This is a genomic window from Mesorhizobium sp. M0184 (genome assembly GCF_040322215.1).
Taxonomy (GTDB): domain Bacteria; phylum Pseudomonadota; class Alphaproteobacteria; order Rhizobiales; family Rhizobiaceae; genus Mesorhizobium.
Genome location: NZ_JAMYSZ010000033.1, coordinates 22,896 through 47,642, shown reverse-complemented (window position 1 = coordinate 47,642; position 24,747 = coordinate 22,896). Strand labels below are relative to the sequence as shown.

At 59.3% G+C, this 24,747-nt stretch carries 23 protein-coding genes and 2 pseudogenes; 20 read left to right on the top strand and 5 right to left on the bottom strand.

Annotated elements, in window-relative coordinates:
• The first annotated feature begins 3 nt into the window (after positions 1 to 3).
• The 17 genes and pseudogenes from NKJ23_RS28570 (at position 4) to phnF (ending at position 18,360) form a co-directional block, all read left to right on the top strand.
• On the top strand, positions 4 to 885 hold the full coding sequence (locus NKJ23_RS28570; protein ID WP_352496136.1) for a TniB family NTP-binding protein: 882 nt from the start codon (positions 4 to 6) through the stop codon (positions 883 to 885).
• A gap of 39 nt (positions 886 to 924) precedes the next feature.
• Entirely contained in the window at positions 925 to 1,767 is an 843-nt protein-coding gene (locus NKJ23_RS28565) for a TniQ family protein (RefSeq protein WP_352496151.1), read from the top strand.
• Positions 1,768 to 1,849: 82 nt separating this feature from the next.
• A pseudogene (trbK, locus tag NKJ23_RS28560) lies at positions 1,850 to 1,993 on the top strand (entry exclusion protein TrbK); the annotation flags it as partial.
• Positions 1,987 to 3,198, top strand: a complete 1,212-nt coding sequence (gene trbL, locus NKJ23_RS28555) for a P-type conjugative transfer protein TrbL (RefSeq protein ID WP_352496135.1) — start codon at positions 1,987 to 1,989, stop codon at positions 3,196 to 3,198. The pseudogene trbK and the gene trbL, both read left to right, overlap by 7 nt.
• 15 nt (positions 3,199 to 3,213) lie before the next feature.
• Positions 3,214 to 3,876, top strand: a complete 663-nt coding sequence (locus tag NKJ23_RS28550; protein ID WP_352496134.1) for a conjugal transfer protein TrbF — start codon at positions 3,214 to 3,216, stop codon at positions 3,874 to 3,876.
• Between the two features lie 68 nt (positions 3,877 to 3,944).
• Positions 3,945 to 4,742 (top strand): P-type conjugative transfer protein TrbG, encoded by a 798-nt coding sequence (trbG, locus tag NKJ23_RS28545; RefSeq protein ID WP_502902581.1) that lies wholly within the window; start codon positions 3,945 to 3,947, stop codon positions 4,740 to 4,742.
• On the top strand, positions 4,742 to 5,197 hold the full coding sequence (trbH, locus tag NKJ23_RS28540) for a conjugal transfer protein TrbH (protein ID WP_502902578.1): 456 nt from the start codon (positions 4,742 to 4,744) through the stop codon (positions 5,195 to 5,197). Before trbG ends, trbH begins: the two co-directional genes overlap by 1 nt.
• A gap of 9 nt (positions 5,198 to 5,206) precedes the next feature.
• Positions 5,207 to 6,523, top strand: a complete 1,317-nt coding sequence (trbI, locus tag NKJ23_RS28535) for an IncP-type conjugal transfer protein TrbI (protein WP_352496132.1) — start codon at positions 5,207 to 5,209, stop codon at positions 6,521 to 6,523.
• 596 nt (positions 6,524 to 7,119) lie between these two features.
• Positions 7,120 to 8,082: a phosphoenolpyruvate mutase gene (gene aepX, locus NKJ23_RS28530; protein ID WP_352496131.1), complete on the top strand. Its 963-nt coding sequence runs from the start codon at positions 7,120 to 7,122 to the stop codon at positions 8,080 to 8,082.
• 51 nt (positions 8,083 to 8,133) lie between these two features.
• A complete protein-coding gene (locus tag NKJ23_RS28525) occupies positions 8,134 to 9,324 on the top strand; it encodes an aminotransferase class I/II-fold pyridoxal phosphate-dependent enzyme (protein ID WP_352496130.1) in 1,191 nt (396 codons plus the stop codon).
• Positions 9,325 to 9,360: 36 nt separating this feature from the next.
• Positions 9,361 to 10,173, top strand: a complete 813-nt coding sequence (locus NKJ23_RS28520) for a phosphocholine cytidylyltransferase family protein (RefSeq protein ID WP_352496129.1) — start codon at positions 9,361 to 9,363, stop codon at positions 10,171 to 10,173.
• 4 nt (positions 10,174 to 10,177) lie between these two features.
• Positions 10,178 to 10,777 carry a CDP-alcohol phosphatidyltransferase family protein gene (locus NKJ23_RS28515; protein WP_352496128.1) on the top strand — a complete coding sequence of 200 codons (600 nt, stop codon included), beginning with the start codon at positions 10,178 to 10,180 and terminating at the stop codon, positions 10,775 to 10,777.
• A gap of 29 nt (positions 10,778 to 10,806) precedes the next feature.
• A complete protein-coding gene (locus NKJ23_RS28510; RefSeq protein ID WP_352496127.1) occupies positions 10,807 to 11,721 on the top strand; it encodes a class I SAM-dependent methyltransferase in 915 nt (304 codons plus the stop codon).
• Between the two features lie 32 nt (positions 11,722 to 11,753).
• The gene (asnB, locus tag NKJ23_RS28505) at positions 11,754 to 13,643 is read left to right on the top strand and encodes an asparagine synthase (glutamine-hydrolyzing) (protein WP_352496126.1); all 1,890 of its coding nucleotides are present in this window, start codon (positions 11,754 to 11,756) and stop codon (positions 13,641 to 13,643) included.
• A 564-nt stretch (positions 13,644 to 14,207) separates the two neighbouring features.
• Positions 14,208 to 15,911: a pyridoxal phosphate-dependent aminotransferase gene (locus NKJ23_RS28500; protein ID WP_352496125.1), complete on the top strand. Its 1,704-nt coding sequence runs from the start codon at positions 14,208 to 14,210 to the stop codon at positions 15,909 to 15,911.
• A gap of 399 nt (positions 15,912 to 16,310) precedes the next feature.
• Positions 16,311 to 17,087 carry a class I SAM-dependent DNA methyltransferase gene (locus NKJ23_RS28495; protein ID WP_352496124.1) on the top strand — a complete coding sequence of 259 codons (777 nt, stop codon included), beginning with the start codon at positions 16,311 to 16,313 and terminating at the stop codon, positions 17,085 to 17,087.
• Positions 17,088 to 17,658: 571 nt separating this feature from the next.
• On the top strand, positions 17,659 to 18,360 hold the full coding sequence (gene phnF, locus NKJ23_RS28490; RefSeq protein WP_352496123.1) for a phosphonate metabolism transcriptional regulator PhnF: 702 nt from the start codon (positions 17,659 to 17,661) through the stop codon (positions 18,358 to 18,360).
• Between the two features lie 92 nt (positions 18,361 to 18,452).
• On the opposite strand, the gene tnpC (NKJ23_RS28485) is transcribed toward phnF, so the two are convergent.
• The 4 genes from tnpC (NKJ23_RS28485) to NKJ23_RS28470 all read right to left on the bottom strand — a co-directional run bounded on the left by tnpC (NKJ23_RS28485) (position 18,453) and on the right by NKJ23_RS28470 (position 21,350).
• Entirely contained in the window at positions 18,453 to 20,150 is a 1,698-nt protein-coding gene (gene tnpC / locus NKJ23_RS28485) for an IS66 family transposase (protein WP_352496122.1), read from the bottom strand.
• A 45-nt stretch (positions 20,151 to 20,195) separates the two neighbouring features.
• Positions 20,196 to 20,531 carry an IS66 family insertion sequence element accessory protein TnpB gene (tnpB, locus tag NKJ23_RS28480; protein ID WP_352496121.1) on the bottom strand — a complete coding sequence of 112 codons (336 nt, stop codon included), beginning with the start codon at positions 20,529 to 20,531 and terminating at the stop codon, positions 20,196 to 20,198.
• Positions 20,528 to 20,920, bottom strand: a complete 393-nt coding sequence (gene tnpA / locus NKJ23_RS28475) for an IS66-like element accessory protein TnpA (RefSeq protein WP_352496120.1) — start codon at positions 20,918 to 20,920, stop codon at positions 20,528 to 20,530. Before tnpA ends, tnpB begins: the two co-directional genes overlap by 4 nt.
• Before the next feature lie 145 nt (positions 20,921 to 21,065).
• On the bottom strand, positions 21,066 to 21,350 hold the full coding sequence (locus tag NKJ23_RS28470; protein WP_352496149.1) for a LexA family protein: 285 nt from the start codon (positions 21,348 to 21,350) through the stop codon (positions 21,066 to 21,068).
• A gap of 28 nt (positions 21,351 to 21,378) precedes the next feature.
• Between NKJ23_RS28470 and NKJ23_RS28465 the strand changes: the two are divergent.
• Positions 21,379 to 21,765, top strand: a pseudogene (locus tag NKJ23_RS28465) (helix-turn-helix domain-containing protein); the annotation flags it as partial.
• Positions 21,766 to 21,772: 7 nt separating this feature from the next.
• On the opposite strand, the gene tnpC (NKJ23_RS28460) reads toward NKJ23_RS28465, so the two are convergent.
• Entirely contained in the window at positions 21,773 to 23,356 is a 1,584-nt protein-coding gene (tnpC, locus tag NKJ23_RS28460) for an IS66 family transposase (protein ID WP_352496119.1), read from the bottom strand.
• A 256-nt stretch (positions 23,357 to 23,612) separates the two neighbouring features.
• On the opposite strand from tnpC (NKJ23_RS28460), the gene NKJ23_RS28455 reads away from it, so the two are divergent.
• Positions 23,613 to 23,888 carry a DUF5372 family protein gene (locus NKJ23_RS28455; protein ID WP_352496118.1) on the top strand — a complete coding sequence of 92 codons (276 nt, stop codon included), beginning with the start codon at positions 23,613 to 23,615 and terminating at the stop codon, positions 23,886 to 23,888.
• Between the two features lie 177 nt (positions 23,889 to 24,065).
• Positions 24,066 to 24,518 carry a helix-turn-helix domain-containing protein gene (locus NKJ23_RS28450; protein WP_352496117.1) on the top strand — a complete coding sequence of 151 codons (453 nt, stop codon included), beginning with the start codon at positions 24,066 to 24,068 and terminating at the stop codon, positions 24,516 to 24,518.
• The last annotated feature ends 229 nt before the right edge of the window (positions 24,519 to 24,747 follow it).

The window sequence follows — 24,747 nt, the reverse complement described above, 5'->3', positions numbered from 1 at the left end:
CCTTTGAGCACGGATAACGTCCATCTGACGCAGGCGGCCAAAGACCTCCTCGGCGAGCCCGATATTGTCCGAGTTCGCGCGCTTCAGGCTCGCCGATGGCTTTTTTATCCGCGCGCCAAGCAGGCACTCGATCGTCTCAACCTGCTGGTCGGCCATCCGCGCGGCACGCGCATGCCCTCGGTCGCCATCTACGGCGACAGTGGCATGGGCAAGACGATGATCATGGAAAAATTCTGCGACAATAACCCCTCCCGCTTTGATCCGACGACCGGCGTTCAGGCTATGCCGGTTCTGGCAATCGAGATGACGGGGAAGCCAGGTGAGCGCCGTCTATATGCCGAGATCCTGGCTGCACTTGGCGCGCCACAGGCACCCCGCGCCGCCATCGTGCAGATGGAGCAGGCGGCGTTGCGGCTTCTGAAAACGGTTGGCGTCCAGGTCCTGGTGATCGATGAAGTACATAACATTCTCGCCGGCTCGTACCGCGAGCAGCGGGGCGTGCTGAACACGCTGCGATTTCTCAGCAATCGGCTTCAGATCTCCCTCGTTTGCTTCGGCGTAATTCAAGCCCGCGAAGCGATAAGTGGCGACGTACAGCTTGCCCGCCGATTCGGCGAGCTGACCTTGAATAGGTGGGCGGCCAACGAACAGTTCGAAGCACTAGTCTCGTCCATTTTGCGGAATATGCCGCTTCGCCGACCGACGGTGCTGACGCCGAAATCTCTACGTCAAATTCTGCAGATCAGCGGCGGCATCACTGCAAATATTTTTCACGCGATCACGAGCCTGGCAGCCGAGTCGATCGAGAGCGGCATAGAGCACATCACCGATGAAGCGGTGGAAAGTTGGCGCCCGCCAGTTAGCGCCGAAACAGCCTACGCATGATCCGCGAGCTCAGCGGCACAAGGCCACTTACTTCCTGTCATTCTCAAACCCGTCCCAGATGAGCTCCTGTCGTCGTGGATCACGCGCCATGCCGATTTCTACGGCGTCGCCCCGCTCACAATGCTTCGCCATGCCATTCCGGAGGCAACATCTTTGCGGCAAACTGATACAAACCTGGGGCCAACCGCCGCCGTTGACATTGCGAGGCTGTTTCGAACCCAACCTTCGACAATCTTGGCGATGACCACGTCCGGGTTCCCGAAATCGGCAGCGCAGCTCGTCGCGCCACGCGCCATTCAATGCTGCATCCCCTGCTGTGAGCAAAACAGATCGCGAGGAGCCGCAACTGCGGTACAGCGAGGCTGGACCGAGGGTTGGCGTATAACCTGTCCCGTTTGCAGGCAACGGCAGCAAGAGACGAGGGAGGGGTCATCTGCCCTCGCAAGCACGTCCTTGCCATTCGAGGATCTTTGGGTAGATGCCGTCCAGGGCGAGCGGCTCATCGATCAGTCGCTGACGGGAGCATCTGTCGGTTGGGTGTCGCCAATCGATATCGTCCGTTTACTCCTCATCAGACGATGCCCGAAGCCAGTCCGCCATCACTCATCGATAGGCCGCTGCACCATCCTTGGCGCCGTCGTTCCGGGTTTCGATGAGCTTGTAGCCGAACAGAGACTCCCAAGACCTACGATTGCAACACCGATCTTGCCTATTGGGCTCCGCATGGCGCTGCTCGCTGGTGTCTCAATCGTCTATCAGGCTGGTCCGACGTACGTCTCCGGACTCAAGCGCCAAACGCTTGGGGCTTACTATACGCGGTTCGCTGCGATCGACGCCGGCATATCGGTTTCAAGAAACTCTCAGTCGCTGCAGGTGAATTGAGACTCAGGGCTATTGAATCTCATGATTAGGTGCAGCGGTTGAGCGAGCTGGGCGCAATCTCACATTTAAGTGCAGTGCGACAGTCGTGCAACCGAACGCCACGACCGAAACGCCGGCGGTGGCGTCGGGCTCCGGGCCGGCGCGTCAAGAGCACCGGGAGCGCTTTTTCGGCGGCGATCCGGATCGCAAAGTGCGCGGCGGACAGGAGATGAAGCCCCGATGGTGATTGCCCGCCCCTCCCGCGCGCTCGAGACGCTGTTCATCGTGATCGCGATCGTGCTGCTCGCGAGCGCGCCGGCGCTTGCACAGCAAGGTTCGGTACTGACAACACTGGAGAACCAGGTCGTCACCGCCGCAAAGGGCTGGGAGACGACGGTGATGAACGCTGCACGCTCGCTGTTCTGGATTCTCGCCGGCATCGAAGTCGGGATCGCCGCGGTCTGGCTGGCGATCAATGCGGCGAGCCTCGACGCATGGTTCGCCGAGCTGGTGCGCAGGATCATGTTCATCGGCCTTTTCGCCTTCATCCTCGACCAGGGACCGGCCTTCGCCAAGGCCGTGGTCGACAGCCTGTTCCAGATCGGCGCCGGCGGCGGCTCGGCTTCGCCCGCCAACATTTTTGATGCCGGCATTCGGGTCGCATCCAAGATGTCCGAACAGGCGAAGTTCGGCCTGTTCGAAGACAACGCGCTCGCCATTGCCGCCGTCTTCGCGATGGTCGTGGTCGTGATCTCCTTCTCCCTGGTCGCCGCGATCTTCGTGGCCGTCATGGTGGAGATGTATGTCGGGCTCCTGGCCGGGATGATCATGCTTGGACTAGGAGGCTCCTCCTACACCAAGGACTTCGCGGTCCGCTATCTGGTCTACGCCTTTTCCGTTGGCATGAAGTTGATGGCGCTCGTGATGATCGCCAAGATCGGCTCGGACGTCCTGCTCGCCCTGGCCGAGGCGCCGACCGCGACCTCCGACCAGTTCATCACCACGCTCGCCATTGCAGGCATATCGGTCGTCGTGTTCGTCATCGCCATGTACGTCCCTCCGATCATGCAGGGCGTGGTCCAGGGGGCGTCGATCGCCGGCGGCATGGAAGCGATCCGGCACGGGACGCAGGCTGCGACCTTTACCGCCGGCGGTGCATTCCTCGGCGCGAGCGCCGCGTCCAGGGGCGCACAGACGGCGAGCGACGCAAGAGCCGGCGGGGCGTCGATGGCGGGTGCTGCACTTGGAGGCATGGCCTCAAGCATCGGCAGCGCCGGATGGGCCGCCGGCTCGGCCGCAAAGGAAAAGGCGATCGCGTCGCCCGGCGCCTATGCAGGGTCTCTCCTGGGGCTTGCCAACGCCAAGCTCGAACAAAGCCGGCAATCGGGCCGGCAATCGGGCGGGCGTACATCCTCCCGGCCTGTGCCGCCGCCGATCGACGACAGTAAATGAGGAGACCGATCTAGCATGGCCTCAGGCAACCCACCCGAAAACCCCTATCTTGCCGCCCGACAGGAGTGGAACGAACGCTATGGCTCCTATGTCAAGGCCGCAGCCGCCTGGCGCCTTGTCGGCATCGCCGGCATGAGCATGGCGGTGATCGGCTTTTCCTATGCGCTTTTTCAGAGCACGCAGGTCAAGCTGGTGCCGTACATCGTCGAGGTCGATAAGCTCGGCACGGCCTCGAGCGCCGGCTTCCCCGAACAGATCGAGTATGCCGATCCGCGCGTCGTCAGGGCAACGCTCGGCAGCTTCGTCTCGAACTTCCGGAGCGTGACGCCGGATGCTGTCGTGCAGAAGCAGTACATCGATCGCACCTATGCGCATCTGAGAACCTCCGACCCTGCCACCGAAAAGGTCAACGCCTGGTTCCGCTCCTCATCGCCGTTCGAGAAGGCGAAGACCGCAACGGTCGCTATCGAGGTGAACAACATCGTCGCGCTGTCCAACCAGAGCTACCAGATCGACTGGACCGAGTTCGAACGCGACCGCAAGGGCAAGGAGACCGCCGTCCGGCGCTTCCGCGGCGTCGCCACCGTCACGCTTACGCCTCCGCAGGACGAGGCCATCATCCGTTTCAACGCGATCGGTCTTTATCTCCGCGATTTCGACTGGACGGCCCAGCTCTGAGAGGCATGCACCCGCACATGAAGAATAGATAGACAGCATTTCGGGCGGCCGGGCCTGCCGCAATCACTCTGGCGATCGCTCTTTCGCCGCTGATGGGGGCGCCACCGGCGGCAGCTCAGAGCCTCAGCACCAACGAAGCGAAAGGGACGGGTATTTCCGGACGCTGGCGCGGGAGCCAGGGCCTTGTCACGAAAGGCGTGGACGGAAAGGTCGTCTTTCTCTACGGCGAGATCCAGCCCTCGGTCGTATGCTCACCGCTGCAGGTGTGCGACATCGAGCTGCAGGCCGGTGAAGTTGTGCGCGACGTTCTCGTCGGCGACACGGTACGCTGGAAGGTCGAACCCGCAACCTCCGGGGCCGCCGGCACCCAGGCGATCCACCTGATCGTCAAGCCCTCCGAACCCGGCCTGGTGACCTCGATGGTGGTGACGACCTCTCGACGCACCTATCACATCCAGCTCAAGTCGCATCAGACGCAGTACATGGCCCGCGTCGGTTTTGAATACCCCGAGGACGTGTCGACAAAACTCGCCGACGTCAACGCCCGCATGGAAGCGAGCCCGATCCCTGGCGCTGGGGTTCCGGTCGAGCAGTTGCAGTTCGGCTATTCGATTTCGGGTCACGCCGGATGGCGGCCCAGTCGCGTTTATAGCGATGGCGCCAAGACCTACATCCAGTTCCCACGCTCGATCTCCGGCCAGGACGCGCCGGTCCTGTTTGTCGTCTCCGGCGGCCAGAACCGCATCGTCAATTACCGCATGAAGAACGATATGATGATCGTCGACTATTATGTCGATAAGGCCGTGCTCGTCTCGGGCGTTGGCTGGAAACAGGAGAAGGTCACGATCCGGCGGGGAGGGCGATGATGTCGATTTCCCGCTCGTTTCGCTCCCTCGCCATCGTGGCTACGCTCGCCGCCCTTCTTTCCGGTTGCCTGAGCCTTGGCCCGGGCGGCCTCGTCTCCAGCAACGCGCCGGCCGACATCTCCGGCCCGGCCGCAAGTTCGATCGCCAGCGATATGGTGAGCCGCCTTACCGAGCACGTCGGGCCAGGCACCGGCACCATCGCGTTGAAGCAGGATGGTTCGCCCTTCGGGCAAGCTCTGGAGGCGGCCCTCAAAGGGTCAGGATACGCTGTCGTCACCGACCAGAAGACCGACACCAGCACGACGATCGTCCCTCTTGCCTATGTTGTCGAGCCGTTCGAGGGCCAGGTCCTCGCGCGGCTGTCGACGCGCGGCGTCGAGCTTGGTCGTGCCTATGAGGTAACTACGACGGGCGCAATGCCGGCGAGCCCGCTCTCCGTGATGCGTCGCGGATAGGAGGGAGCCATGGTGCAATTTCTCAAACTCGGCGATGCCCCGAACGAAGCGCCCGAGGCCGGCATCAGGCGTATCAATCGACTGCCGATCATCATCGTGATCGTGCTCGTCATCGCCTTGCTCGGCGTGATCTTCTACGGTATCACCTCGCGCGGCCTGCTCGGCCAGAATTCCGGTCTGGGCGACGGTTCTGGCAATCCGGCCTCGACTTTCGCGGATCAGCTCAAGCGAGGTGTAGGGGACGCCATCATCGGAGAACCGCAGCAAACGACGACGCTGCAGCCGACGCCTGTGGAGACGCAAGGTGAGAAGCGACCCGTCAATCCGTTCACGCCACAGCCGGGCGGCAGGGAAGAGGCACAGCCGGCACAGGAGCTGGAATCCGAACAGGTCTGGCGAGCCCGCCTGCAGCGAGAGCAGGAAGAACAATACCTCCGGGAGCGGCATCGCCAGAGGATGGCCCGGCTTCAGGCTCATGACGCGGCTTATGACGCGCCGATCACGGTCGACCGCGGCAAGTTCGACGGGCGGGGAGGAGATACGACCGCTGCGGCCGCCACGACGACGAACGGTATTTCCACCGCGACGACGCTTGGTGCAGCATCCGACCTGTACGCGGCTGCTCTGCGTGCTGGTCTCGGCGGCGTCAACGCCGACCCGAACGCCCAGCGCTCCAAGGAGGACTTCTTCAATGCCGACCTCAAGGAGCTCGGCTACCTTCCGAACCGTGTTGTCCCGCAGCAGTCGCCTTACGAGCTCAAGCGTGGCTCGGTCATTCCCGCGACGCTGATCACCGGCATCAATTCCGACCTTTCCGGTCGCATCACCGCCCAGGTAAGCCAGAACGTCTATGATTCAGCAACTGGACACCGTCTCCTGATTCCGCAGGGAACGAAGCTGTTCGGACGCTACGACAGCAAGGTGTCGTTCGGCCAAAGCCGCGTCCTCGTCGTCTGGACGGACATCATCTTCCCGAACGGCTCCACGCTTCAGATTGGTGGCATGGCCGGCACTGACGCTCAAGGTTATAGCGGCTTCCGCGACAAAGTCGACCGGAAGTGGCTTCAGACCTTCGGTTCGGCCATCCTCATTGCTGTGATCGGCACCGGCATGGACATGGCGATCCCGCAGAGCTCCACACTCGCGACGCAAGACACGGCCTCGGATGCCGTAAGACGAAATTTCGCCGAGAGTTTCGGGCGTGTCGCCGATCGAACCATTCAGAGAAACATGGACGTGCAGCCGACGCTCGAGATCCGCCCTGGCTACGGGTTCAATGTGCTCGTCGATCAGGACATCGTTTTCCCGGGCATCTACAAAGGTTGACGACGGCCAGGTGACGGGAATTGCTGAGGTTGCAGGCGGCCAACCCGGTCGGCCACCGCAGACATTGCGATTGCGACACTGGAACATGGCACTTTCTTAGACTTCGTCACGGCGGTCGAGTTCGACCCGATTGGCGAAGCAAAGGTTCAGCGGCGGGAGTGCTGCAGGGGCGGAGAAAATTTCAAGCTGGTAGGGAGGCGATGGTTGCTTCCCACCAGCACCCGACGCTCTTTACCTATGGTGTCATCGAAGCGCTCGAGATTGGTTGGACCCCACTGGTGAAACGCTCACCTCACGGCTACTGCCGAAATTCGCGACCCCATTGGCCATCCATATGCCCGACGCGATGACTTTACGATGTCGTTTCTTTTAGCTCCTTCGGCACATCACCAGTCGGATCCGCGACACCGGCTTATTTAGCCAATCCTTGTTGAGCCTCAGGCTAAATAGCTGAAAAGCAATCACATCATTTCTTTTTCGGCTCGATCAGCCAAATTGGCACGAGTTTTGAACTGCTTCGTAGCGAGGCGGCAGGAACTGCCGACCTCATGTTGTGGGTGATATCGCGATCAATGGAACGACGGGAGGAAAGCACCATGTCAGGTCTGCGTCGGATCCGCATACTATCGGAAAAGGGGCATCGCCTGTGGAATCCCGCCGGCAATGCAAGCGAAGGTGTAACTACCCTTCGTGACCTCATTCGCATCCACGACGGCCCGTCATTCCTCATGGAAGCCCACGATGCACTCTCCGCAGCAATTGCCGAAAAGGCCGGCTTCAAGGCACTGTGGGCTTCTGGGCTCTCGATCTGCTCGAGCCTCGGCTATCGCGATGCAAGCGAAGCATCCTGGTCCGAAGTCGTCGATGTCGTCGAGCGTATGGCGGACGCGACGAGCATACCGATTCTCGTCGACGGGGACAGCGGGTTCGGGAATTTCAACAATGCGCGCTTGGTCGCCCGCAAGCTACGCCAGCACGGTGCGTGCGGCGTCTGCCTCGAGGACCAGGCTTTCCCGAAAATGAACTCGTTCGTCGGCGACCGCCACCCGCTGGCTGACATTGGTGAGTTCTGTGGCCGGCTCAAGGCCGTGAAGGACCAGGTTCCGGATCCGGAGTTCGTGCTCGTCGCCCGGATCGAGGCGCTCATCGCCGGCCACGGTCAGGACGAGGCGTTGGTGCGGGCGCACGCCTACGCAGAGGCCGGTGCCGACGCCATCCTCATCCATTCCCGCAAGTCCGATGCCGAGGAAATTTTCGCCTTCACGCGCGCCTGGCAGAACCGCCTTCCGGTCGTGATCGTGCCTACGAAATATTACCGCACGCCCGTCTCCGAGTATCGCGAGGCCGGAATCTCTACTGTGATCTGGGCGAACCACAACATGCGCGCGGCGATGTCGGCCATGCGCCAGGTTTGCGATCGTATCATCCGGGAAGAGAGCATCGCCGGGATCGAGAGCGAGGTCGAGACGCTCGACGAGCTCTTTGATCTGCTGAAATACCAAGAACTCTCCGAGGCCGAAGAGAGATATCTGCCGCAGACGGCGAGGGGCGACCGGTAGCAGGTGCCCAGCCCGTCCCTTGAAAAGCAAAACGAACACAATGAGGCGCGCATGCTTGCGCAACGGACAAGCTTGTTCGGTTTATCGGGTACCGCCGCGGCTCGCGCTGCCGCAAAAGTGGCGGCCGATGCCGGCAAGGAGATCATTGATCTGACGGCCGGTGAGATCTGGAGCGAACTTGCCCCGACCATTCGTGAAGGCGCGATCGACGCCATTAACAAGGGCGTCAATCGCTATACCGATACCGTCGGGATGATAGAGCTGCGCGAGGCGCTGGCCCGGAAGGTCTCCCTCGATACAGGGGACACCTGGACGGCCGAGGAAGTCGCCGTGACGTCCGGAGCGAAGCAGGCGTTGTTCAATGCCGCAATGGTGCTGCTTAACCCGGGCGACGAGGTCATCATCCCGGCGCCTTACTGGACAACGTTTCCGGCCCAGGTGCTGATCGCCGGCGGCAGACCGGTCTTCGTCGACTCTCGCTCCAACGGTTACGTCGCGCGCATCGAGCAGATCAAGGGGGCGGTCACCGAACGCACGCGGGCAATCGTCGTCAACACCCCCAGCAATCCAGCGGGTGCGGTCTACGATGTTCAGACGCTGATGGCCATCGCTCAACTCGCGATCAACCGTAGCCTCTGGATCATTTTCGACGAGTGCTACGGCGACTTCGTGCATGGGCATCACGCCCACCACCCGATCGTCTCGGTCGCTCCCGAACTTCGAGCGCGCACGCTAATCGTCAACACCTTCAGCAAATCGCTGGCACTGACCGGCTGGAGGATCGGCTATCTGGCGGGGCCAAAAGAAGTGATAAGCGCCGTCAAGGCCCTACAATCTCACACCAGTTCGAACCCCAACGTAATCGCCCAACACGCGGTGCTCGCACATCTGCAGCGGGGTGACGGGGTCTATGAAAGCAAGCTGCGCTCGCGGCTGGCAAACGCCAGACGGCTCGGCCTTAACGTCCTTTCCTCCCTGACACGGATCCGCGTGCCCCAGGCGCAAGGTGGTTTCTATTTCTATCTCGACCTTTCCGATCTGCTGCGACGGAAATTGGAAGACGGTGCCTCAACGACCGCCGACGACATCGCGAACACTCTGCTCGCCGAAGCGGGCGTCGCGGCAGTGTCGGGCACCGCGTTCGGCGATCCCGTTGGCCTTCGCCTGTCCTATGGAATTCCACCTGACAAGCTCGAGACCGGTCTGAGCCGGCTCGTCGAACTCCTCAACGCTTGGGAATGACACCGCGACATTGCGCAACGAAGAAGGAGGAATGAAATGCCTGCCAATGCTCCCAAGAAAGCTGTCATTCTCGCCGCCGGGTTCGGCTCACGCTTGCGCCCGCTGACCGATCTGCGACCTAAGCCCCTGGTTGAGGTCAATGGCACACCCATACTCTACAACGCCCTGCGCAATCTCGAGGCGGTCGGCGTCGACGAGGTGACGATCGTCGTCGGCTATCGCAAGGACGACATTCACCACGCCTGCGGCAGCCGCTTCGGCAGGCTCAAGATCAACTATGTCGAATCAACGGTCTTCGACCGTACCGGCAGCGCCTACTCGCTCTGGTTAGCTCGGGACGCTCTGCTTGGCGGAGACTGCTACCTGCTCGAGGGTGACGTATTTTTCGAGGAGGATGCGCTTCGCCACCTGATGATGGGTGACGCGGCAAATACCGCCGCCGTCGCGCCGTTCGATCCATCTATGGAAGGGTCCGCAGTCATTCTTTCCAGCAACGGCCTCATATCCGAAGTGCGGCTAAAGCAGACGTTTGCGAATCTGGCATCAGGCGGGCCGGCGCTCTTCAAGACGATGAACCTCATCCGGTTCTCTGATGCCGACCTCCGAACGATGGTCGTCCCGGTCCTCCACGACCTGATCAGCTCAGGCGCGATCAAAGCCTATACCGAGGAGCTGCTCGCCCATCTTATCGATCGATACGGATTACAGCTCACCGCGGCCCGATGTGACGATCTGCGCTGGTTCGAAATCGACAGTGTAGAAGACCTGCTCGTGGCCGAAAGGATTTTCACATTAGAGCCGTCTCGGAGATACAATGCCGGCCCCGTGGCGGCAGTCGCCGGGGAGTAGGAGGATGATCCGCTATCTCTTCGATGCTGCAAACGCCATTACCGCGCTTGGGCTGACCTTCGCCACTACGGCGATTTATTTTGCTATGGTCGGACGTTTCGAGGTTGGCATCTGTTTCGCCTTGTGGGCTCTTTTGGCGGATGACGCGGATGGCATAGTCGCGAAGAGTTCCCCGAACCGGTCCGCTTTGACGGCACAGGTGGGGGGCGCGTTCGACGGACTAGCTGATTTGGTCTACGCAGCCGTCTTTCCAGCAGTTCTAATCTTGTCTTTTAACGCGTTCTCCGTTCCCGCACTATTGGCTGCGATCTGCCTTGTCCTGTCAGGGGCTCTCCGGCTCAGCTATTTTTCGACGTTCGGGCTGGACGCTGACGGATTCGGCAGAGGATTGCCGTTGAACAATGACCTCTTCGTGTTGGCGGCACTCTTTGCGACAAACCGCTACTGGCCGATCCCCCAGCTTGGCTCTCTCTTGATAGGCGCGGCGTTTCTTCTATCCGCACTACATCTCTCAAGTTTCAACTTTCCTGGGACCGGCAATGCCTTGCGCCTAGCCAACCTCACACTCGCTGCAGCCGGGTCTATCGCGCTTCTCGCAAGTTAATTGGCATCGTAGCTATGGGGATGAGAGACATGGAAACTTCTTTCGAAGCCGAAACGCGCGCTGTCTTCGATCGCTATCAGCGCCAGCAGGAGAATGACGACCACATATTTGAGAGGTTAGTCTCTCTAATCGAGGAGGAATATTTCGGCCTGCCAACGGGCAGCTTCCACGGCCTTGATGTCTTGGATGCGGGCTGCGGCTCGAACGCCAATGCGTCCTATGCGTTTCTTGGCAAGGGGGCACGTAGCGTTGTTTCTCTTGATTTGAGCAATGATTGGATGGATTGCGCGCGCAAACGGCTTAGCCGATTTGGGCCGCGTTCGGCACTGGTCACTGGTAGTGTGCTTGATCTGCCGTTTGACGACGAAAATTTTGATTTCGTTCATTGCGCAGGGGTTCTGCCGCACACAAGAGATCCAAAAAAAGGCTTCGAAGAGCTTGCCCGCGTAACTCGTCCCGGCGGCAGCTTCTTTTTGACGATCATGGGCACTGCCAACGGTGTCATTTACCGATGCATTAATCACTTGCGAGAACTCTACAAAACCGACGACCAATTCCGCACGGCAATCGACAATCTTAATGCGTACACGGCGCGTGAAGCCATCGACTGGCTGTTGAAAACCAAAGCGAGCGAAGAAAAAGAATATATCGCTGGGGAGAATGAGTTCTTTCGAAGTCTTTTCGATGATGATCTGTTCGTAACGATACGAGACCGCTTCCAGGCGCCCACCTACCACGAGTTCTCCTTCACCGAGGTTCAGATCAGAGGCTGGTATGCCGAGTGCGGCTTCGAGAACATTCGTAGAATCTCAAGGTATACGAGGGATTTCCACAACCTTCGGCGCTTTCTCGCTCCGATGTATCGTCATTATGACCATCCGCTGGCCCGATTTTGGTTCGGCGATGGCTGCATCCAGATGATCGGCGACAAACCAGGCAACTAGCCGGTGTCAGTCATATAAAGAGAGCGACCCCAATGTGCGGAATCTTTGGGATAGTCCTTAAAAACGAAGATACGCCGATCTCTGCTGAGGCGGTAGAACGTTGCGCTGACGCTCTCGCTCATCGCGGACCTGATGCGAGCGGTCTTTACATTGATGGTTCGGTCGCATTCGCACATCGACGACTATCGATTATCGACCTTCATTCTCGATCCAATCAGCCTTTTCGCGACAGCGATACCGGAGTTGTTGTAACGTACAACGGTGAGATATATAACTACCGTGAAATAAAAAATGAATTGAGCAAACTGGGTTTCTCCTTTTCGACGATGTCCGACACCGAGGTACTAATTGTCAGTTACCTTGCTTGGGGAAAATCGTTTCTAAATCACCTGGACGGAATATTTGCCTTTGCGCTCTTTGATCCGCGGAAGTCGCTTGTCATAATCGCCCGAGATCGGTTGGGCGTAAAACCCCTTTACTACACGATTTGCGATGTTGGGCTTCTGTTTGCGTCGCAAGCGAATGCTCTCATTCGCTGGCCGGGGATCATGCGCGGGCCCGACATGATCGGCGCGCTCAGTTTTCTATCCTATCGCGCGGTTATCGGCTCCAGAACGCTGTTCGCCGGGATCTCCAAATTAGAGCCCGGTTATCTCCTGGAAATAAAAAATGGGCGATACACAGCCGAACGGTGGTGGAATCTGTCTGAGCGGATTTCGCGATCAAGGCCGGACCACTCTGACGTACGGGAGCTACTCGGAAGCGCCGTTCAGCGCCAGCTGGTAGCCGACGTATCGGTCGCCGCCTTGTTGTCCGGCGGTCTTGACTCAAGCATCCTCGCCTATGAGCTGTCCGCTCGCTCGATGCAGCCCATCTGCTATACCGGCAAGGTCGAGACCCCCGATTATGACGAGACGGGCTATGCGATAGAGGTTGCCGCTGAATTCGGGCTCACTCACCGGGTCGTCCCAATCGGAGAACCTACGGATATCAACGCTGTAGCAGAACTGGTTCGCATGCGGGGACATCCACTTGGAATGCATAACGAAACTGCCATGTTTACGCTCGCAAAGGCGATTTCGAAGGAGCATAAAGTCGTATTCACCGGCGAGGGTGCCGATGAGATTTTTGCTGGCTACAGCCGATTGTTCCGCACGCCGTATGATTACAATCGAAGCAAATTCATCGACGCATTGCCGCCTCCTCTCGCTCAGTTCGCGCGCCGGCGCCTTGGGCTCGGAGTCCATGGCAGTCAGCTGCAGTTCTTCTTGGAGCGTTATACTTACTTTCCGGTCGATGAGATCCGTTCGCTTGTCATCGATGACCAGATCCGAACAGAGCACGAGATGGAGCTCTTCGATCACTTCTCGACTCAATTTGCCGAGGCGGGCGGAGATTTCTTTAGCAAGATCTCATATGTTTTTGTCTCTACGCACTTGCCCGCGTTGCTGGAAATGGTTGACAACACCACAATGGCAGCTGGACTCGAAGCTCGCGTCCCTTACACCGATCACCAGCTTGTAACTGCCGCCATGGCCATGCCCGGCTCCCAGCGGTTAAGGTGGAGATCACCGATCGCCTCTGCCCAGGCGCTTTGGTACCCGGTTGCTTCTTTCAGCGAACGCCTCGACGTCTCAAAATACCCCTTGCGAAGGGAATACCGGAGCGTCTTGCCCAAGTCTGTTCTATCTCGGAAAAAGATGGGATTTCCGCTACCACTGGGTCAGTGGGCCGTAGGGGAGGGAGCAGCGGAATATAGAAGGCTGCTCTTTCACAAGGACTCTCCGCTGGGAGATTTGTTCGACCCTACTGCTTTGAGGCGTTGGTTTGAGGCTGGACGACGTAACCCCTCAGATTCATTTGGTCGAAAATTCTGGCTTCTGGCCAACCTCGGGATATTCTTCAGGGAGGTGTTCTCATGACGAATATGTGGGCCCGAAGTGGATCTGCGGGCATTCACGGCGGGGTTCACCAACCCGGCGCCGATCGACGTGACATCAAGTCCGCTATCTTTGGCAAGCATTGGTCGGAACCCTCAAATCATTCGCGTCGGCCCATACAAAGGAGCCATCTCGTACAATGTTATTTCCCTAGATCCCGTTCGTTTGAGGCGCCGCGCCGGTTAACATTCCTTGCGCGACCCGGCATCGACGTGCCGGCACTGTTGGGCGCACGCGACTGATAGACTGGCCGTCTCCAGCCAAGCGAAGATTGGTGCTTTCGAATAGGTCGGGCTGACGCCGTCCATTGAGAATCAGAATCGCCTTCTAAAGGAAGCGCGGCTTTATGGAGGGAGGCGTCTGAAAACGACAGAGAGGCCTGGATGTTTGGGGCATTTAGCCACCGGGAGAAACCGATCGAAGCATCGCCCGAAACCAAGCCCCCTACAGGTTCCGGATGACACCCATGTGAATGCGTCATGAGGATACGTTGATCGCTATTGGTTTCATTCACGCTTTGCTTCTTGCAAAAAGAGGAGCCTGGAAATGGCAAATGTAACTCGCGCTCTTTTTATCCTCGATTTCAGAGTGCCCAAAATACATCTGTGGAGTGGCAGTTTCGATGCACCATTAGTCCCGATCAACGGACAGCCGCTCTTGGACCGTCTCGTCAAGGCATGTTTCGAAAGCGGCATTGAAGATGTCGCACTCATCGCAAACGCGGGCACCGGCACACTCGATAGATTTTGCCTACAGTTCAGCATAACTATCCTTTCGTGGCGGGACGCGCCTGACAGCGACCTCATTAGGAGACTCCGGGATCATGAGGGGGATACTCTCCTAATATGGGGAACACCGCTTTTCGACAGTGAGGTTCTTCACCGAATCGATACGGACAGCGGATTGCATGGCTCTGCTTGGCGACCCGACGCACCGAGTGGTATTTATCGATTGAGTGCTGATGTTCTATGGTATCTTTTGCTTGAAAGCCACGCCGCCGCTTCTGAGGTTCCACATCAGGCCTTAAGCAAGTTAGCCTTGGGTCTGTCCGGGCTGGAGATTGCGTTCCCTGAGAATGCTGGCGCCGAACTGCTCGACGTTTGCGACGGTGTCGATGTATCCATAGCGGAATTTCGGTGTGACAAGGAGAACCTGGAGCGGCGTCTGGAGAACAGCGTCGGAGGATATTGGCGCAAGCCAATCGCTGAGCACATGCTTCTTTGCAACACCCGATTCCCTCCGAAGACTTTTTACGACCGGCTAGCGACGAGGCTCGAAGGCGTGTTAACATGCTATCCATCTCAGCAGATTGATATTGCTTCAATTGTTGGCGCGATGACCTCGCAGCAACCGGAATTCATTGCAGTCGGAAACGGGGTGACCGATCTCATACAGGCGCTTTATTCAACGCTGAACCCCACAATTGCGATTCCCACCCCGACATTCGCCGGCTTTCAAACGCCGCTCGATACCAAGCGAACGAAGAACTTCGTTCTCAGTCCTCCCTATTTCGATCTCGATGTTCGCGCTTTCTTCGAATTCGCAATAGCGACAGGCGCAGATACGGCAGTCGTTGTAAATCCTAACAATCCGACCGGCCGGCTTGTTGATTATGCTGACATGGCATGGTTGACCGAGGCTCTCGGTTCTCGCGGACGGCGACTGATTGTGGATGAATCGTTTATTGATTTTCCTGCTGACGGCCGTTTAAACAGCGTTGAGAATCTAGTGCCGTCCTTTGACAATCTGATCGTGATGAAGAGCCTTGGAAAGGTCTTCGGGCTCGGCGGAATTCGGCTCGGCTATCTCATGGCTGGCGATACCGACCTCGTTGCTGCCGTGCGCCGGAACTTGCCGTTGTGGAACGTCAACGGTATCGCGGAATACTCACTGTTCTTGCTGCCCGAATTCGCAGAGGAATTGGAGGCCAGTCTAAGAGCGTTGCGAGAGGATCGAGAGCACTTCATCCAGGAGCTAGGGACGGTACCAGGGCTCGACGTCGTGCCTTCGCAAACGAATTTCATCTTATGCCGGCTGCCTGAAAATTCTTTATCCGCTGCAGAGCTCAAGCGGCATCTTATTCTGTTCGAATCCGTCCTTGTAAGAGAATGCGGCTACCAAGCTATGAAGGATTCAGATCGATATCTTCGGCTGACGGTTCGAAGTCGGACAGAGAACGAAGAGCTGGCAAAAATTCTGCGGCGCACTTTCAGGCACCATGCTACCGCCTCCAAAGGCTTTGTCACATAGGGGATGAGCACAAGCGCGGAAAATTTCTGCGCCCATTGACAGCTGACCACGGCCAAGATCGTTCGCCAGCCGGCTCTCCGGTGAGGTCAACTTATAGCGGTCTGAAGCAACGCTATTTGACATCTCTTGTCGAGTTGGTTGGGTCTGCGACACAGATTTGTTCAGTCAATCTTTTGTTTGCCAGCCTAAATAGCTGAAAAGTAAGCACAACTTCTTTGTCCAGGTTGATCAGCCAAATTGGCATGAGTATTGCAGCTTTTCATTGCGAGGCGCGGTATCTGCAGACCGGCATTCATGCCGCGGGCAACCGCGATGCCGGAACGAAAGAAAGGAGGATAGGCGGGAGGTCCGGAAGGCCCCTATGAACATATTGGTTGGGCAAAGTAAGTGGGAAAAGTCATGAAAGACCATGTGCAAATGAATGATGCTTATACTGCGTATGGCGAAATATGGGGCGATGTCTATGATGAATATGTGGAAGCGCTCAATGAGTCCGTCGAGAACGCGCGGGCAGTCAGTTTTCTCGCGCCCATCGCAAGTAACGGAACCGCCCTTGAATTGGGCGTCGGAACCGGCCACATCGCACTGCCCCTTTCAGAGACAGGAGCTTCTGTTCACGGTCTCGATAACTCGGCGAAGATGCTTGCCTCGCTTCGCGCAAAAAACGGCGGCGATTCAGTCACGACACACCTTGGCGACATGGCAGAGTTTGATCTGGGTACTCAATATGATCTTGTGTACTGCATGAACAGCACATTCTCACTTATGGTGACCGTCGGGCAACAAATCAGCTGTTTTGGCTCTGTCGCGAAATCATTAAAGCCGGATGGGCGCTTCGCGGTGCATTTGTACTATCCATATACTGCTGATTTTTCAGGCGCGGGCGTCTACGGTGACCAACGAACGACAGTTCTCCATGTCGATGAGCAGAGAACGATGGTACGCTTTGCCAGACATGACCGTAATCAACAGCTTTTTATTTCTCAAAACCTTTGGCTCACACCGGCCGGAAGCCGGACGATGCCGCTCAAGATGCGATATGTTTATCCAACGGAGCTTGACTTACTCGCAAAGATCAGCGGACTTGAGCTTATCGAGCGTTACGGAGACTGGCAGAGGGGCCCGTTTGAGAACGCATCTTGGCAATACATGTCGGTGTTCCGCAAAGCACCATGAGAGTTGGGTGTTGCGATCGAAGACTCGTGCCTGGCTGCGCACCGACCGTCAGCGGATATTTTTGGGCTGAGCGCGATCGAGGGTTGCTTGTCGCCGTCATCGCCGGGCCGGCTGCCATTCCATCGACCCGATGGTTGCCTTGGCGACAGATGCACTAAAGAAAGCCTAGATCGTTGGAAGAACCAATCGTCAATGCGATTCTCAATCGCCACGGCGGTCGAGGCTTTGCTGAGCGACGCCCCGGCAACTATGCCCCGATCTTCATGCACAATAAAAGCAAGGCCACACGCGGCGACTCGGCCGAGGGTTCACGCTCGGGCTTGGAATGGGCAGCCAGGCTTGGGTCGCGTGCTCATTCGGATGTCTGGCGAGCGCACAACGATGACTGCGAGCACCGGCCCGTCAGCCATTGGTCCAGCTTTCCTCCAGCTTTACGCCATGACGAGGATTGCCCGCGCAAACCATTGCACGTCAACCGCCGGATCCCGGCGGTCCGCTCGTCGCGGTTACGCTGTATTTCATCCTTGGGGAGAAGGTTATTGACCCGAGTCGAGAATGAAAGTCGTGAGCAATGAAGCGTTGGGAAGCAGTTCGCTCTGCTATCCTCAGCGATATCGATGCGGGTGCTTTCGAGGATGGGCGCTTGCCTGGCGATCTCGTGTTGGCAGAACGATTTGGAGTTAATCGCCACACGGTGCGCAACGCGATCAAGGCCCTGGAATCTGAAGGGGCTTTGCGGGTTCAGCACGGTGTCGGGACCTTTGTTGCGGATGATTTCGTTTCACACAGGTTGAACTGCGATCCCAGGTTCACTTATAAGCTCCTCAGTCAGAACAAGTCCCTGCAGCGGGAGATACTGTCGATTAACGAAATTTCCGTCGAAACTGATATCGCAAAGCGTTTGAACATCGCTCCGCTAGCGTTAGTTACTGAGGTCAGGTGGGTCTCGTTCATCAACGACCAGCCTTTGGCTACCGGATCGAGCTACTTCCCAATCGACCGAGTTCCGGATCTTGCAGCTACTTTCGGAAGGGTAAAATCCTTCACTGCCGCCTTGAAGCGCTGCGGCATCCCCGAATACAAGCGCAAATGGATACGGATAACGGCACGAAGGCCCACCCAACAGGAGGCCCAACGCCTACGGATATCCTCGTCTAGCCCGGTACTGTTCGAGACCAATGTCGATGTAACCCCCGCTGGGTTGCCGATCAAATACGCTTTCAACGTCATACGAAGCGACAGATACGAATATCTTATCGAAACCAACGAGTAAGCACGGAGATTTCGGGTACGCATACGACGAAGGCCGCATGATTGGCACACGCGCGTGGGCGCGGCGGGCTCTATGATGGCGTTGCGTGAAGGTCAGGCGGCCTGCTGATCGGCGGGCTTGTCGGCTTCGCGCAGGCGCTTCCATTCCCAGGGCAGTAGTTCGTGCAGACGCGAGGCGGGAAGATCGGCAATGCGGGCCAGGACGTGGGCGAGCCAGGCTTTCGGGTCGACGTCGTTGAGGCGTGCCGTGGTGATGAGGGTAAGCATAACGGCGGCGCGGTCGGCGCCGCGCTGGGAACCGGCGAAGGTCCAGTTGCGCCTTCCCAGAGCAATGCCGCGCAGCGCTCTTTCGGCCGCGTTGTTGCTGAGGCAGATTCTGCCGTCGTCGATGAAGCGGGCGAAGTCGGCCCAGCGCCTGAGCATGTAGTTGATCGGCTTCAGGACCTCGGAAGAGCGCGAGAGGGTATCGCGCTCGCGGAGCAACCAGGCGTGCGTGTCGTCGAGAAGTGGTTTGCTCTTCTCCTGGCGCACGGCATACCGCTCGTCAGCGCTGCGGCCGTTGATGGCGCGCTCGATCTCGAACAGCGCGTCGATGCGCCTGACCGCCTCCAGCGCGATCGGGGAGACGGGTTTGCCATTCCTCTTGCCCTCGCGGGCATTCTTCTCGATGTCGGCCAGTTCGAAGAAGCCCCGCCGCGCATGGGCGAAGCAAAATGCCGGCGTGATCGGCAGCACCTTCTTCTGCGGGTCGAACAGCGGTTCGAAGCCATTGTAGCAGTCGGCCTGCAAGATGCCGGCGAAGGCGGCCAGATGCTTCTGTGGGTGCTCGCCACGTCGGTCGCTCGAGGCGTAGTAGACTGCCGCCGGTGGTGCATGCCCACTGAAGGGCCGATCGTCCCGTACGTAAGTCCAGATGCGCCCGGTCGTGCACTTGCTCTTCGCCAGGATGCGGATGGTGGTGTCGTCGCCATGAAGGCGCTCGGCCGCGAGCACATGGCGCTCGATCAGCTGGAAGAGCGGCATGACGGCGAAGGTTCCGTGGCCGACCTGATCGGCCAGCGTCGACAGCGGCAGGTCGATCCCCTCGGCCTTGAAGCGCGTGCTCTGACGGTTGAGTGGAGTGTGCATGCCGAACTTGTCGAACAGGATCGTCGCCAGCAGCTGCGGACCGATGAAGCCGCGTGGCGTGACATGGAACGGCGCCGGCGGCTGGCTGATCTTCTCGCAATCGCGGCAGGTGAACTTTTCGCGCACCGTCTCGATCAGCTTGAAGCGGCGTGGGATCTCTTCCAGCGTCTCGGTCACGTCCTCGCCCAGCTTCGACAGCCGCGATCCGCCGCAGCAGGCGCAGGTGGTGGGAGGCTCGATGACGACGCGCTCGCGCTCGATATTTTCTGGCCAGGGTTTACGCACTGGCCGCTTGCGCGTGAAGGAACGCACGCTCTGGGTCCTCGCCGCCGCAGCGGCCGCGGCAAGCTCGTCCTCGCTCGCCGCGGTCACGAGGTCTTCGAGTTGCAATTCCAACTGCTCGATCAGCCGCGCCGTGCGCTCGGAGCGCTGCCCGTACAGTTCGCGTTTCAGCTTCTCGATGCGCAGCTCGAGATGCGCAATCCGCGCCTCGGTGTCGGATAGCATGGCTTGCGCGTTGGCCGCTTCGGCCTGCCAGTTGAAGGCCTCCGTCTGCGCCACGTCGCGCTCGGCTTCGACCCGCAGCCGTGCTTCGCGTTCAGCCCGCAGCGCCGCCAGGGCACTCGCGAGGTCCGAAGGAAGATCATCCGGCGTCAACGTCATGAGGCCAGTGAATCAGATTTTGCCTGCAATTTCAAAATGTAAATGCTAGCCGACCCGCGTCGGCCGCCATGTTTCCTGAGGGTTGCGCCAATCGATCCCGGACAGGAGATAGCTCAACTGCGCCGTCGAGATCGTAACGCTTCCGTCTGCCAGAGATGGCCAGATGTAGCGGCCGCGCTCAAGACGCCTGGTAAACAGACACGATCCTTGCCCATCATGCCAAATGACCTTCAGGAGATCGCCTCTTTTTCCGCGAAAGCAAAAAATATGGCCGTTCTTCAAGATCTCCTGCACGCGTAGAGCAAGGCTGGGAAAGCCGCAGCGCATGTCGGTGTGTCCCGTCGCCAGCCACACCCGCACCCCCGTCGGAATCGGGATCATCGCAGCGTTTCCAGGCCGCGCATGATCCGAAGCAGCGCTTCCACGTCCACGTCGGGCTCGATGATGACCCTGCGGCCATTCACGCTCACCACTTCCATGCGCCCGCCAGCCGGTTCTGGACCCTTCTTTGGCTGCTCCGGTACAATCATCGCCGGCACGAAACCGCAGACGCCACCTTCGCCGAGCCGACCCTCGCGATGCGCCTTGCGCCAAGCAAACAGCAGTGGATTGGAAATCCCGTGACGCCGCGCTGTCGCGGATGCTTGCCGCGGAGCCGAATAGCTCTCCTCGACGATCCGCAGCTTCTCCTCCTCCGACCAGCGGCGCCGGCGGCCAGTGTCAACAATCTCGAGACGAGTGACTTGGCGACTGTCAGTAGCGATATCCATACCGACAGTCAGCTACACCCTCCCTTCTCCGGCAAGGCGGCCCTCCTCGGAGGCGTACGATTTCGGCGCGAGATGGTGGCTCATTCGCCGATGCCACCTCCCGCAGCGGACTAGTACCGTTCCACAGAGATTATGACGGGTTATTTTAGCGCAAGATAGGAAGCGCTTCCGGAGGAACCAGAAGTTGGATGCTTCGGGCAGCTCCGGGCACCCGTGTGATGAGCCCGGCTTTTTCCAAGGTCAGCACCATCTGGTGGACGGTTGGAGCGGTGACGTCGAAATGGCGCCGCATGTCGGCTTCGGCCGGGGGCTGTTTGAAGATCCGGCTATAGGCGTAGATGAAGGCCAAATACTGGCCTTGAAGCTGCGTAAAGCGCGGCTGTGGCGCGGCTTGTCGTTCGCCAAGTGACTGACTCATTTCCGGATTCATCTGCATCCACACGCTGAAGGAGGTGCAGGTGAGTATAAAGTTTCGTGTGGACCTTAGCCAATCGGAACGTGATCAACTTGACGCGCTGTTGAGCGGGGGGCGCCACGCGACGCGCAAAATAAAACGCGCGCAGATCCTCTTGGCCGCGAACGAAGACGTGAGCGACGAGGTGATCGCCGCAACCTTGAAGGTCTCAGGATCGACGATTTATCGGACCCGGCGCCGCTTTGTGGAAGCGAACCTTGAGGGAGCGCTCACCGACGAGCCGCGCCCCGGCGTTGAGCGCAAACTATCGAGCAAGGAGGAGGCGCTTTTGGTGGCGACCGCCTGCTCAAAGCCGCCACCGGGACGGGCCCGCTGGACCCTTGAGCTCCTGGCCGGTGAGATGGTCCGGCTCACCGTAAGCGGGCAGCTGAGGCCGTTCAGCGCTGGTAATTCCATGGCATGAGGGCGTCGATATCGCTGTTTGGCCAGCCATTGGCAATGCGCTCGAGGGTCAGGGTGAGCCAGGCGTGTGGATCGACCTGATTCATCTTGGCGGTGGTCAGCAGGGTTGCGATGGTGGCCCATGTCCGTCCGCCGCCGTCGCTGCCCGCGAAGAGGCTGTTCCGGATGGCGCGCTCGACGGTGTTGGAGTCGATTTCGATGCGGCCGTCGGTGAGGAAGCGCTCCAGCGCGGCACGCCGGCCGAGCGCATAGCGGATCGCCTCGGCGGGCTTCGATTTTCCCGACAGCTTCGGCAGCTCCTTTTCCCACAGCGCAAAGAGAGCGGCAACGACGGCGGCGGATTTCTCCTGACGCGCCGTCACCCGGGCTGCGGGGTCGTGACCGCGGACGGTTTCCTCAGTCGCCCAGAGCGGAGCCATCTGCGCCACCGTCTGCGAGGCGATGACGGACGAGCCCGCGACATGCAGTTCGTAGAACTTCCTCCGCACGTGCGACCAGCACGCCGCCAGCGTCACGCCGTCATTGCCCCGATCGGGCTTGGCCAGCCGGTTATAGGCGGCATAGCCATCAACCTGCAGGATGCGGCAATGGCCTTCCAGATGGCGGGCGACGCATTCGCCTGCGCGACTGTCCTCGAAGCGGTAGGCGACGATGGGCGGTCCGCTGCCCCCGAACGGCCGGTCGTCGCGGACATAAGTCCACAAATAGGCTGTCTTGGCCTTGCCCGATCCCGGCGCCAGCGTTGGCAGCGTGGTCTCATCGGCAAAGATGCGCTCGCCCTGCTTGATGCGGGCCAGTGCGTAATCGGCCAGCGGCTCAAGCTCGAAGCCGACCTTGCCCATCCACTGCGCCATCTGCGAGCGGTCGATCTCGACCTGATCGCGGGCATAGATCGCTTCCTGGCGGTAGAGCGGCAGGCCATCGGCGTATTTCGACACCGCGATCTGCGCCAGCAGCGCTTCGGTCGGAATGCCGCTTTCGATGATGCGGGCGGGCGCGGCTGCCTGGATGACGCCGTCCCAGCCCTTGTAGGCATATTTGGGGCGACGCGTGACGATCACCCGGAACTTCGCCGGGGTGACATCGAGCCGCTCGGAGACGTCCTCGCCGATCAGGATCTTTTCCAGTCCTTCGCAGCCAGCAGGCGTTTCGGGCTCAATCACCACCTCGACCCGTTCGAGATGGGCCGCAAAGCCTTTGCGCGGGCGCGGGGCGCGCTTCGCTTTCGGGCCGCCCGCAGACTTCTCCATCTGCGCTTGGATGGCCGCCACGCCGGTTTCGATCTCGTCGAAGACCAGAGCGTACTGCTCCTCGCTCAGCGCACCGGCCCGCAACCTTTCGGAGCGGCTGCCGAAGCGCGACCGCTCCAGCATCTTCACCACCGCCGTCAGTCGTGCGATCCGCTCCTCGGCGCTCTTGTTGACCAACTCGAGATGCGTATTGTGGGCTTCGAGATCGGCATTACGCTCTTCCAGACCGGCGGCTTTTTCGGCCATGGCAACAACCATCGCCTTGAGCGCGTCAACGTCGTCCGGGAGCGCGAGATCGGGTGCCGACATGGCCAAAATCAGAGCATATTCGCGGACAATTTTCCCGCTTTTTCAGGCCCCTGATTCATCATGCCGCAGGATTCTACCCAGCCGATTGCGGTCGCCTCACGGTCTTCGTCCGAACCCGTTTCCAGTCCATTCATGAGCTGAGCATGATTGAGCTGGACCCGGTGGTGGCCGATCCGCGGCCAGCAGAACTTCGCCTCATCCAGCCGCTTGTACCTCACTTGGGAATGCAGACTCTACGAACGCAGTTACGCAATTAGTGCGGATCACGCATCCGTTTCATCCTCTGTTCTCGCGGCTGCTGCCATGTGTCGGCAGGCGATACAATCGGCATGGCGAACGCCTTTTGCTGCAGGCCGACGATACTGCCGTGTGGTCTGTTCCCCCGCAATGGACTGATCTTGCGAACCCGGATCCAGAAGTTGTCATGGGGAATGGGCGGGCGCTCTTGCGTACTGTCGACTTGCTGGAGCTGGCCAGTCTGGTCGGGCGCCTTTCTGGTAAATCGGCTTCGCGATCACTCGACAAGTTGTAAGGATAATTATGCCGCATCTGTAAGGCGGATTATGCCGCAGGAGGGTTTGTATGATGAGCATATCCCAGCATTTCGGCTACACGTTCAGCATTGATCGCACAAGCCGCCTTGACATCGATGCTAATAGCGGCATAAATATCTTTACGATTATGCTTCTTTCCACACTCGGAGCCGGCGATGTCCGACAGCAAGCGCTCGAAGACGGAGGCCCTCATCGAACAAGGCACCTTCAATCCAAACCCCGAGAAGGTGGGCGATCCGAAGTTCAGCGACAGCGAGTTCTTCGATCCGCACGACGCCGTGCAGGTCAGATACGAGATGCTGCGGCGCGTCTCCGTCGACAACATGTCGGTGACGGTGGCGTCCGACGAGTATGGCGTTTCCAGGCCGACCTATTACCAGGCAAGGGCGAGCTTCGACGCAGCCGGGATTGCGGGACTGGTACCAAAGAAGCCGGGCCCCCGCGGTCCCCACAAAATCGACGACGAAGTCCTGGCGTTTCTTCAGGCGCAGTTGGGCCCGGGCGAACCCGTTCGTGCTCGGGAGCTGGCGAAGCTGGTCCGCCGCGAACTCGATGTCGAGCTTCATCCCAGGATGATCGAGCGGGTATTAAAAAAAACCGGCAGGTGAACATTGCCGCGGCATCGGTGCGTTCGTCGATCCTGTCGTCGGCCATTGCGGCCCAGTATGAGGTGCTGCGCGGGGCAGCCCTCGGCGAAGCTCTGCCTCTCAAGGCTCGTAGCGGCCTCATGCTCTTTCTGCGCCGGGGCATGTGGGGATGGGCACAGACGCTGGCCGCAGCAGCAAATCCCCTGCAAGAACAAAGTCATCCACCGTCGACCGCCTGGCCGACGCACGG

What these genes read in the sequence shown, in the direction of transcription:
- asnB (WP_352496126.1), top strand. Translation starts at nt 11,754, where the DNA reads ATGTGCGGAATCTTTGGGATAGTCCTTAAAAACGAAGATACGCCGATC.
- NKJ23_RS28550 (WP_352496134.1), top strand. Translation starts at nt 3,214, where the DNA reads ATGGCCTCAGGCAACCCACCCGAAAACCCCTATCTTGCCGCCCGACAG.
- NKJ23_RS28520 (WP_352496129.1), top strand. Translation starts at nt 9,361, where the DNA reads ATGCCTGCCAATGCTCCCAAGAAAGCTGTCATTCTCGCCGCCGGGTTC.
- NKJ23_RS28450 (WP_352496117.1), top strand. Translation starts at nt 24,066, where the DNA reads ATGTCCGACAGCAAGCGCTCGAAGACGGAGGCCCTCATCGAACAAGGC.
- trbL (WP_352496135.1), top strand. Translation starts at nt 1,987, where the DNA reads ATGGTGATTGCCCGCCCCTCCCGCGCGCTCGAGACGCTGTTCATCGTG.
- NKJ23_RS28470 (WP_352496149.1), bottom strand. Translation starts at nt 21,350, where the DNA reads ATGAATCCGGAAATGAGTCAGTCACTTGGCGAACGACAAGCCGCGCCA.
- tnpC (WP_352496119.1), bottom strand. Translation starts at nt 23,356, where the DNA reads ATGTCGGCACCCGATCTCGCGCTCCCGGACGACGTTGACGCGCTCAAG.
- NKJ23_RS28495 (WP_352496124.1), top strand. Translation starts at nt 16,311, where the DNA reads ATGAAAGACCATGTGCAAATGAATGATGCTTATACTGCGTATGGCGAA.
- NKJ23_RS28500 (WP_352496125.1), top strand. Translation starts at nt 14,208, where the DNA reads ATGGCAAATGTAACTCGCGCTCTTTTTATCCTCGATTTCAGAGTGCCC.
- trbI (WP_352496132.1), top strand. Translation starts at nt 5,207, where the DNA reads ATGGTGCAATTTCTCAAACTCGGCGATGCCCCGAACGAAGCGCCCGAG.
- trbH (WP_502902578.1), top strand. Translation starts at nt 4,742, where the DNA reads ATGTCGATTTCCCGCTCGTTTCGCTCCCTCGCCATCGTGGCTACGCTC.
- NKJ23_RS28525 (WP_352496130.1), top strand. Translation starts at nt 8,134, where the DNA reads ATGCTTGCGCAACGGACAAGCTTGTTCGGTTTATCGGGTACCGCCGCG.
- aepX (WP_352496131.1), top strand. Translation starts at nt 7,120, where the DNA reads ATGTCAGGTCTGCGTCGGATCCGCATACTATCGGAAAAGGGGCATCGC.
- tnpB (WP_352496121.1), bottom strand. Translation starts at nt 20,531, where the DNA reads ATGATCCCGATTCCGACGGGGGTGCGGGTGTGGCTGGCGACGGGACAC.
- tnpA (WP_352496120.1), bottom strand. Translation starts at nt 20,920, where the DNA reads ATGGATATCGCTACTGACAGTCGCCAAGTCACTCGTCTCGAGATTGTT.
- phnF (WP_352496123.1), top strand. Translation starts at nt 17,659, where the DNA reads ATGAAGCGTTGGGAAGCAGTTCGCTCTGCTATCCTCAGCGATATCGAT.
- NKJ23_RS28510 (WP_352496127.1), top strand. Translation starts at nt 10,807, where the DNA reads ATGGAAACTTCTTTCGAAGCCGAAACGCGCGCTGTCTTCGATCGCTAT.
- tnpC (WP_352496122.1), bottom strand. Translation starts at nt 20,150, where the DNA reads ATGACGTTGACGCCGGATGATCTTCCTTCGGACCTCGCGAGTGCCCTG.
- NKJ23_RS28515 (WP_352496128.1), top strand. Translation starts at nt 10,178, where the DNA reads ATGATCCGCTATCTCTTCGATGCTGCAAACGCCATTACCGCGCTTGGG.